Annotated in this window: 6 protein-coding genes and 1 pseudogene; 5 read left to right on the forward strand and 2 right to left on the reverse strand. The window is 63.0% G+C overall.

The features are described 5' to 3' along the window. Nucleotides 1–425: 425 nt before the first annotated feature. From VGC77_RS05905 to VGC77_RS05915, 3 genes are all read left to right on the forward strand, one after another. Nucleotides 426–1181: an ABC transporter permease gene (locus VGC77_RS05905; protein WP_331170647.1), complete on the forward strand. Its 756-nt coding sequence runs from the start codon at nt 426–428 to the stop codon at nt 1179–1181. A gap of 164 nt (nt 1182–1345) precedes the next feature. Beyond that, complete coding sequence (locus tag VGC77_RS05910; protein WP_414709618.1) at nt 1346–1972, forward strand: ABC transporter ATP-binding protein; 627 nt, start codon at nt 1346–1348, stop codon at nt 1970–1972. Nucleotides 1973–2024: 52 nt separating this feature from the next. After that, nucleotides 2025–3050 carry a rhamnan synthesis F family protein gene (locus VGC77_RS05915; RefSeq protein WP_331170644.1) on the forward strand — a complete coding sequence of 342 codons (1026 nt, stop codon included), beginning with the start codon at nt 2025–2027 and terminating at the stop codon, nt 3048–3050. A 123-nt stretch (nt 3051–3173) separates the two neighbouring features. Here VGC77_RS05915 and VGC77_RS05920 read toward each other — a convergent pair whose 3' ends face one another. Then, the gene (locus VGC77_RS05920; RefSeq protein ID WP_331170648.1) at nt 3174–4124 is read right to left on the reverse strand and encodes a glycosyltransferase family 2 protein; all 951 of its coding nucleotides are present in this window, start codon (nt 4122–4124) and stop codon (nt 3174–3176) included. A gap of 112 nt (nt 4125–4236) precedes the next feature. Further along, a complete protein-coding gene (locus tag VGC77_RS05925) occupies nt 4237–5076 on the reverse strand; it encodes an NAD-dependent epimerase/dehydratase family protein (RefSeq protein ID WP_331170645.1) in 840 nt (279 codons plus the stop codon). 135 nt (nt 5077–5211) lie between these two features. Between VGC77_RS05925 and VGC77_RS05930 the strand changes: the two genes are divergently transcribed. Then, complete coding sequence (locus VGC77_RS05930) at nt 5212–6117, forward strand: SDR family NAD(P)-dependent oxidoreductase (protein ID WP_331170646.1); 906 nt, start codon at nt 5212–5214, stop codon at nt 6115–6117. A gap of 110 nt (nt 6118–6227) precedes the next feature. Then, a pseudogene (locus tag VGC77_RS05935) lies at nt 6228–6905 on the forward strand (type II restriction endonuclease); the annotation flags it as partial. Between the last annotated feature and the right edge of the window lie 238 nt (nt 6906–7143).

Genomic DNA, 7143 nt, shown 5'->3' on the forward strand with positions numbered 1-7143 from the left:
CCGCTCGATCGCTCCAGCCTGCTGCTCGGCCACCCCGCCTTGAACGCCGGCAGCCGCTGGTATAATCATGAACTCGATTGCGACAAACCCTACACCCTGCCCCCCAGCCAGCCCGCAACACCTGCCCCGAAAAGCTGAGCCGGCAAGCACTTTCAAAACCTGCCGCCAAGCCTCGGCGCACACGTCATCGTGTGACAATTGACTGCTAAGCTACTCAACGCGCGCCGCGATCGCCGTTGACATCAGCGGCGACATCGGGTGTTCCTGTGCTAAAATGCTGAACACTCTTTTGGATCTCGGCCGCAGCACGACGCTGCAGCAAAAACAGGCGGTTGCCCTTCGTGAAGACGAGCCTCGATATCGATAATCAGGCCATTGCCGTCCCCGGCCCCAGAAGCCCGTTCGCGGTGGCACTTTCCGACGTGATGGAAGGTCTGTCGCTGTGGCGGCTGTGGACCCGGCTCGGCTGGAACGACATTCTGCAACGTTATCGTCGTTCCATTCTGGGGCCGTTCTGGCTGACCGCCAGCATGGCCATCATGGTGATCATGCTCGGGGTGCTTTACGCCGAGCTGTTCAGCACCCCGATCAATGACCTGTTGCCGTTTCTTTGTATCGGATTGCTGGTGTGGAATCTGCTCGCCAGCTTTCTGACCGAGGGCGGGACGCTGTTCACCGGCTCGGAATCCTACATCAAGCAGATCAGGCTGCCTTATTCGGTCTACGTCTATCGCTCGGCCTGGAGCAAGCTGGTCATCTTCCTGCACAACTTCCTGATCTATTTCGGCGTGCTGCTGTATTTCTGGATCTGGCCGGGCACCATCGGGCTGCTCGCCATTCCCGGGCTGCTGATTCTGCTATTCAACGGCGCGCTGGCGAATCTGTCGATCGGCATCGTCTCGGCGCGATTCCGCGACGTCCCGCAGGTCGTGTCCTCGGTCGTTCAGATCGTGTTCTTCGTCACGCCGATTTTCTGGAAGCCCGAACTGCTCAAGAGCCGACCCTACATCGCCGACGTCAACCCGTTCTTTCATCTCGTCGAAATCATTCGCGCGCCGTTGCTCGGCGTGTTTCCCACCGCGCTGAACTATTGGGCTGTCGCACTCATCACGATGGTGAATCTGCTCATCACCGGCCTGCTGTTTGTCCGGTTCCGTTCCCGCATCGCCTACTGGGTTTAGCCGAGATGAAAGACAACGTGTTGCGGCCAGCCGATGTCGAGCTCACGCTGAACCACGTCAGCGTCGTGTTCCCGATCTATCACGGCGGATCGCGATCACTGAAAAAAAGCCTGCTGTTTCGCGGATCCGGTGGCCACATGGCGACCGACGCCAACCAGCGCATTGTGGTCCAGGCGCTGCAGGACGTATCGTTGCGGTTGCAGGCGGGCGACCGCGTGGCCCTGGTGGGCTCCAACGGCGCCGGCAAGACCACGCTGTTACGAGTGATGGCCGGCATCTACGAGCCGGTGATCGGCACGGTGACCACCAAAGGTCGGGTTTCTCCGATGTTCGACATTGCGCTCGGCATCGACAGCGAAATCAGCGGCTATGACAATATCCGGCTTCGCGGCATGATCCTGGGCTTGTCCAGCGACGAAATCGAAGAACGCATGCCGGATATCGTGGAGTTCACCGAGCTCGGCGATTATCTCGACGTTCCGGTTCGAACCTACTCGTCGGGCATGATGACGCGGCTCACCTTCGCGGTCGCCACCTGCTTCGCCCCGGAAATATTGCTGATGGACGAGTGGATCATGGCCGGCGACGCCAGCTTCCTGGCCAAGGCGCAGTCGCGGGTGCAGTCCTTCGTATCGAAGGCCAGCGTGCTGGTGCTGGCGTCGCACAGCCTCGAAACCTGCCGGCGGTTCTGCAACCAGGCGATCTGGATGGACCAGGGCCAGATCAAGGCGGCCGGCCCGATCGACGAAATCATCGACGCCTACGCCGCGTCCGCCGCTCCCGCCGCGTGACGTAGACCAGCGCTCCGTTGGCCCGGCGCAACGGCGACAGGCTTTGCCGACCATGAGGATTTCTCGCGCTCAGACCATCGCGTTGCAACTCGGACGAGCCGGGCGACGCCTGAAGGCGCCGCTGGTGCGGTTTCACCACGGCCTGCTGCGCGCCAAGGCCAGGCTGCTGCGGCGCGGCAGTTATGTGAAAGAGAGCTTCGTCGGCAGCGATCCCTGCGCGCAGTCGAACCAGGCCGCGGTCTACGTCAGTTTCGACAAGAACGGCATCGTCCACGATTATGTCATCCATCAGCTGCAACAGCTCGTCGCCGCCGGATTCCGCATCACCTTCGTCTCGAACTCCCCGAGCTTTCCCGCGCGCGCGCGCGCGCGGCTGTCGCCGTTCTGCAAGCAGCTGATCTGGCGCCACAATGTCGGCCATGACTTCGGCGCCTACAAGGACGGGATCGCGTCGATCGCGCCGCTCGGCAGCCTCGACGCGCTTTTGCTGATGAACGACAGCGTCTACGGGCCGTTTTGCGATATTCGCGACATGGTCGCCGCGATCGACCGCACGAGCACGGATTTCTGGGGGATCGCCGATAGCTGGGAGCATCGCCATCACCTGCAGACGTTCTTCATGCTGTTCTTCCCCGGCGCGCTGCAATCTGCGGCGTTCACGCAATTCTGGGCAGAGCTGCCTTACGTCGACAACAAATGGTGGGTGGTGCTGAATGGCGAGGTGGGCCTGTCACAGACCTTGCAGCAAGCCGGACTGCGGCCGGCGGTGCTGGCACCCTATTGGTCGGTCCATGCCGCGATGAAATCGAAACTCGCGGATCTGCACGAGGAGGCCACCGCGCAGCCGAACATCAGGCGGTTCGTGGCGAGGATCGTGGGCGATCAGCCGGTCAATCCGATGCAATATTTCTGGGACGTGCTGATCACCGATTTCGGCTGTCCGTTCATTAAGAAGGACCTGCTTAGCAAGAATCCCGCCGGCATTCCCTTCGTCGAGCAATGGCCGGCGATCATTGCCGGCGCCAGCGATTACGACATCGGCCTGATAGAGAAGCACCTGCGCTCAGCGCAGCTATAGCATTTTCGAGCGAAGTGGATCCCGGTTCGCGTGAAGACAACGCGTCACAGAATCCATCAGAACCGAAATAGCTCCTGCCGACAGCGACGCGAGCCCGCACCACGGCGGATGATCGGCGACGCCTCACAGCCGGCCGAACAACGCCCCCAGAAACAATCCGACATTTTCGATCGCGCTTTGTCGGTAGGCCCCTGATTTCCAGACCAGCCACAATCGTCGCGGCAGCGCCGCCGCGCGCGCCGCGGCGAAACTGTCGAGCGCCTTGGCGTTCGCCGGCGTCAGCAGATGGCGCAATTGCGCCAGCACCGCCAAATTGACGTTGTTCCATCCGACGACGCGTCCATTGGCGAAAGCCGACAACCGCAACAGCCGGGCGCGCCAACCGACATTGGAGCCGACCAAATTCGCCTGGTGCTGGCGATATTGCACGCTCGGCCAAGGATCGTAATGGGTCGCGCCGCCGCAGCCCGAGATCACCTGATAGGCCCACCAATCGTGCGACACGATGCTGGCGTCGTCCGGCGTCGCGATCAGCAGCGCGCGCGCCGCACGATTGAACACCATGGTGTTGCCGCCGCCGATATTCTGCACCAGCGCGTTCTGGAATCCCGGCGGCTGCCGGAACAGCGGGGAGAAGCCGGTCGGACTGCCGTCCTCCTTGATCAGTTCCGTGCGGGTGAAGTACAGAGCCGGCGTATCGCCGGCAACCGTTGCAAACCACGCCACCGCGCGTTCGAGTTTCTGCGGATGCCAGATATCGTCCTGATCGCTAAACGCAAACAGCTCCGCGTCGCGATCCCCGCCGCGAACCAGCGAGACGAAGTTCTGCCAGAACCCGAGTTGCGGTCCCTGACAAATCACCACGCGCTGTTGCACGCTGCTAGCAAAGTCCTGCAGCAACGGCACGGTGCCGTCGGTCGATCCGTCATCGGACACCAACAGCTCCCAGTTGGCGTGGGTCTGCGCCCGGTAGGAGGCCAGCTGCTCGGAAAGAAAGCGCCCTCCGTTCCTGGTCGCGAGCAGGATGAGGACTTTTATGGAAGACGACAACGGCCAGCAACTCCCGACAAGCAAGACCTCAGAAACATCGACATCAGTCGGCATTCTTAGGCCCGCCGGGTGGCAATGAAAACCCGCTTGTCACGGCAGGCCGGACCGCGACGGGCATCGCGTTACGGGATTTGCGTTACCGGAATCGCGGATTGAATTTCCGCGGATTCCAGCCGAAATCCTGCCGCGCCGGCGTCGGATCGAACACCATGTCCTTCGCCATCCGCAATCCCATCGCGACATTGGCGTTCGGCAGCAACGGCTTCGCCAACAGGAAGGCGGCCCGCCACAGCAGCGGCGGCATCGACAGAATGCGCCTGGGTCTTCCGAGCGAATCAAAAATGCGTTCGACCATTTCCCGGTAGCTGATGGTTTCGCCGCCCGGCAGCGGGTAAATCTTGTTGACCGCAGTTGCGCTCGCCGCCGCCTGAATGGCGCCGACCGCCAGATCCTCGGCATGCACAGGTTGACGCAGGCCGGCGGCCTTGCCCACCAACGGCAACACGCCATAGCGCTGGATCAGCCGCGCCAGCCGCGTCACATTGCCATCGCGGCCTTCGGCATAGATGATGGTCGGCCGCAAAATCGTCCAGCCGATGCCGCGCTGCTCGCAGGCGTCGATCAAGCGCTGCTCGCCGTCCGCGAGGCGCTGCAGCAGGGCGCGCTCTTCGGGGATTTCGGATTGCAGCTTGGTGACGATGCTGGTCGAGGTAAACGCCACCACGCGGCGCAGCGTCGGCTGATGGATCGCCGGAAGCGCATCGGCGAGCAGCCCGATCTCCGCGGTGCAGAACAGCGTTTCGATTGGCGGCAGATCGAGCGCCGCGGCGGCGGTCAGATCGCCTTGCACCCAATCGACGGTCGGGTTGCGATGCGCGGCGCGCGACAACACCACCGGGCGCTCCCCGGCCCGCACCAGATGCTCGACAATATAGCCGCCGACAATCCCGGTGCCGCCCACAACCAGTTTCTGCATCTTTGATCCGCTCATCACCCATCCGCCGTCGCCCGCGACTGTAGCAGCTTTCGGCGCACGATGTCGGTGCGGCCCGCAAGGCCTTGAACCGGGCGTCAATCGGGGCAACCTGTATCGAGTGAAAGGGAGCCACCGATGAGCACAGGCAGCGAGAGGAAAACAACCGCCCTGGTGACGGGCGCCAATTCGGGCCTGGGCAAGGCCATCGCCGCGGCGTTGGCGGCCGATGGCACCCGCGTCGGCCTCTTGGTCCGCGACCGCGCGCGCGGCGAAGCGGCCCTGCAGGACATCCGCGCCTCCTCGGGCAGCGACGATCTCCATCTGTTCGTTGCCGATCTCGCCGACCAAACCGCGATCCGCGCCGTGGCGCGGGCGGTGCAGCAGCGCTTCGAACGCCTGCATCTCCTGGTGAACAATGCCGGCACCGCTTTCCCGGAGCGGCGGCTCAGCCCGCAGGGGATCGAGTGCGCGCTGGCGGTCAATCACCTCGGCCCGTTTCTACTCACCACGCTGCTGCTGGATCTGCTCAAGGCCAGCGCGCCGGCGCGGATCGTCAATGTCGGCACCCGCATCACCACGGCGCTGGATTTCGAAGATTTGAACTGGGAGCGGCGCCCTTACCGGATGTTGCAGGCCTATGGCCAATCCAAGCTCGGCAATCTGCATTTCACCTTTGAGCTGGCGCGCCGGCTGCAAGGCAGCGGCGTGACGGTCAATTGCGTGTTTCCCGGCGTCTTCAAATCCAATCTGGGCGGCACCGACGGCGCCCAGGGCGTGTTTCTGAAGCTGTTCGCCCGGCTGCTCGGCTGGGCGATCCCCTCCCCCGAGCGGGCGGCGCGCCGCGTGCTGTATCTCGCCAACGCGCCCGCCCTGGCGGAGACGAGCGGGCAGTATTTCGGCAACCGCAAGACCATTGCCGCCCCTGCCCAGGCGCTGGACGCCGGCGCCAACCGCCGGCTGTGGCGGATCAGCGAAGCGCTGACCGCGGAGCCGCTCGCGCAGGGGGATAACGATCGGCTTGGCGCGTCGCGGCGCGGTTAGGCCCCAGGTCGTTGGTAATTTGGCGCGTTGACTTGCGTCGGCGATGCTGAGCGGAATGGGAAGCTTTCGCGGCGATGGCGAAGCTTCTTTTACCGTTGGGCAAACGGCCGATGGATGCACAGAAATCAGATGCCGAGCCGTTGAAACGGCTGATCGAGACCTGGCGCGACGATCCGAGCGCCACCTACCGTAGCTGGTTTCTGTGGGAAGAACGGCTGAAGAACTTCCGCTCGATCCGACGCGGTCTCACCCTCGTCGTCGAACAAATCGCCGCCGGCAGCTTCGGAAATCTCTACAAGGGGTCGTCGCTGGAAGTCGCCGTGAAGTCGGTCGCCGAGCAGCGCCAGATCTTCAAGGGGGCCGACCATGCCTTCCTGTGGAAGCCGAAGCTGCGCATTCCCGACATCTACGAAAGCCCGGAAAACCAGCGCGCCTTAGGCCGCTTTCTCGATAGCTGCGCCTGCTGCACCACCGAGAGCCAGATGCTTGACGCGATCGCCGCGTTGGACCGCTGCCGGATCAAGGGACTGGGCCCTGCGGCCGCCAACCTGCTCTACTTCCTGCATCCGACGATCGCGCCGCCCTTCAACACCGCCATCGTGAAGGGCTACAACGCGGTGACCGGCGCCAAGGTCAAGCTGGGAAGATGGCCGGACTATTTGGCGATGCGGCTCGGCATGCTGCGCATCAACGCTCAATACCGCAACCTGCTCTCCAACGATCTCGGCGCGTTGGCCGGTTTCCTGTTCGACGTCGGATCGGGCCGGTATGTCGCGCCACCGTTGCAAGCGTCTATGAACCGTCCGCATAGTCAGGACGCCTCAACGAGGATACGAGTGCACTCGTAGTTGTGGCAGAAATATTTACTCGCCTTTGAGATGTCGCGAGCCTAGTGTGAACGAATCATCGCTCGCCCTGGGCATTTTTCGGTGACTGGAGAGCGTCTTTGCTCCCCGCCTTCTTCTTGAGGCAGGTCGCATGATCACCGCAGAAGAGTGCAGAACCTACGCGAGGCAGAGCAAGCTG

It is taken from the genome of Rhodopseudomonas sp. (assembly GCF_036404135.1).
Taxonomy (GTDB): domain Bacteria; phylum Pseudomonadota; class Alphaproteobacteria; order Rhizobiales; family Xanthobacteraceae; genus Rhodopseudomonas_A.

Excerpts from the sequence above, each read along its gene's own strand:
- VGC77_RS05905 (WP_331170647.1), top strand. The coding sequence starts at position 426 with ATGGAAGGTCTGTCGCTGTGGCGGCTGTGGACCCGGCTCGGCTGGAAC.
- VGC77_RS05915 (WP_331170644.1), top strand. The coding sequence starts at position 2,025 with ATGAGGATTTCTCGCGCTCAGACCATCGCGTTGCAACTCGGACGAGCC.
- VGC77_RS05925 (WP_331170645.1), bottom strand. The coding sequence starts at position 5,076 with ATGCAGAAACTGGTTGTGGGCGGCACCGGGATTGTCGGCGGCTATATT.
- VGC77_RS05930 (WP_331170646.1), top strand. The coding sequence starts at position 5,212 with ATGAGCACAGGCAGCGAGAGGAAAACAACCGCCCTGGTGACGGGCGCC.